The organism is Methanobrevibacter sp., from assembly GCF_045611865.1.
GTDB lineage: Archaea > Methanobacteriota > Methanobacteria > Methanobacteriales > Methanobacteriaceae > Methanocatella.
In genome coordinates, this window is sequence record NZ_JAZKXX010000047.1 from 1 (window position 1) to 1,687 (window position 1,687).

The following is a 1,687-nucleotide window of genomic DNA, read 5'->3' on the forward strand; positions in this document are numbered from 1 at the left end:
TATGCTTTCCTGATTCAATTGCTTCATACACACAATTTGGAACATCATCGCCGAAATAATCTTTCATTGATTCCAAATAAATGTTATCATAATATTCCCTTTTTGTTAATAGTTTTATTGGTTTTGATGATGTCTTTTTGAATTGTTCAACATTCATCCGTTTCTGAATTTCTTTCATACGTTGAAATTGGTTTGGTGGGTTCTATTTATTAACTATTTAATTTCCGTTTGTTTTTCAGAGAAAGTAAGGGGGATTTTTAAATCACCCCTTTTTCTTTTAAGTTTCTCCAGAAGAGTTTTACAAATTCAATAGGAAGTGTGGCAATATACCTCATATACCTAAATCTCAACGCCACATTTGCCCAGAAACGGTAATTTTTTATCGCAGCATCCATACCTAAGGTTGATTCTACAAAATCAAAAACATCAGATTCAAATCGTGTCATAATATTATATTTTTATTTTTTTCAGTGTAAAAAACATCCTCGTGCAGTTACACGAGGATGGAGTAGTTCAAGCAGTCTGACTTAATCAAATTTTTCATTCAGCCACTCTATAACACTATTTGTCCATTCCCATACTTTGTCTCTTCCTCTTGCTGAGAATAAAGCAACGAGAAACCAAAGCACAGCCATAATCTCTACGATTATTAAGGAAAAAATAGCACATCCGAATCGCTTGGGTAGGTTGTCAAGAAAATCGTCCATCCAACCAAATAAAAATTGCCAGATATCCATTTTAGATGCTATTTAAAAAGGTTAGTGAATCTTTTGCACATACCAGTTTCCTGAAGACTCTAAACGACGTGCGACATCTTCGCCAAATCCATTACGAACAATGGCTTCATGAATTTCACGGGAATTAGGTTCAGGGGTACAAACAGATGCGACTTGCATTTCAAATCCTCGAGGGATTCCTGACGACTGTCCTTTGAATGTTAATCTGTAAAGTGTCATATAACATTATTAGTTTTAGTTTATACCTACTCTTTTCAGGATTTTCAGCAAACTCCTTCTTCACAACTGTGGTATGGATATATACAAAAAAGTGTGTGAATCCGCACCAAGTGCAAAGCGATACAAAAGTGCGGAAACAAAAAAACCTGTGCAACTTTTGTTTGCACAGGGTGTAAAATAATTATTTAACTAATTGACAAATAGTGATAAAAAATATCAAAAGGGAATTATAAAGGGAAATATCAGGGGAATATTAGGGGAATTAGGGGTTTTTACTCATTGGTCCCCAAACCTCCTTGTCTAATAAGTATGAACTGAACTCCTCCATAAGATGCTGGCATTTGTTCGGCCTCAGAGTGTTCTTCTCTTCTATTCCCCAGTATCGCAAGCACAAATCTCTGAATTGCTCTTGACGATACGGTTGGCCATTACGCTTGAATTTACTGCCAAGATATTCGAGATTACATTCTTTCATAAACTTATAGCAAAGTGCAGCCCGATGTGTCCTGTTCATTTTCGCCACATCAAACCGCGAGGAGATTTCCTCCAGGAAACCTTTTACAACTTTACAGTATCTATTTCCTCCACATATTACTTTAAGGATTTCATCCTTGTCCTTCAGTTCATAGTCGTCCTGAACCTTACTCACAAATCCGAAAATATCACCTAATTGCTTCTTTACATTTTTGAGAGAGACCAGACCTATCTTAGAACGATACATTGCCCAAACA

General features: G+C 36.0%; 3 protein-coding genes. All 3 read right to left on the reverse strand.

Features of this window, described 5'->3' with window-relative positions:
- Positions 1–257: 257 nt before the first annotated feature.
- Complete coding sequence (locus ACKI32_RS04835; protein ID WP_407414052.1) at positions 258–446, reverse strand: hypothetical protein; 189 nt, start codon at positions 444–446, stop codon at positions 258–260.
- Between the two features lie 312 nt (positions 447–758).
- Entirely contained in the window at positions 759–896 is a 138-nt protein-coding gene (locus tag ACKI32_RS04840) for a hypothetical protein (protein ID WP_407414054.1), read from the reverse strand.
- Positions 897–1,218: 322 nt separating this feature from the next.
- Positions 1,219–1,687: hypothetical protein (locus ACKI32_RS04845; protein WP_407414056.1), on the reverse strand; the 469-nt coding region annotated here is incomplete at its 5' end.

What these genes read in the sequence shown, in the direction of transcription:
- ACKI32_RS04835 (WP_407414052.1), bottom strand. Translation starts at nt 446, where the DNA reads ATGACACGATTTGAATCTGATGTTTTTGATTTTGTAGAATCAACCTTA.
- ACKI32_RS04840 (WP_407414054.1), bottom strand. Translation starts at nt 896, where the DNA reads ATGCAAGTCGCATCTGTTTGTACCCCTGAACCTAATTCCCGTGAAATT.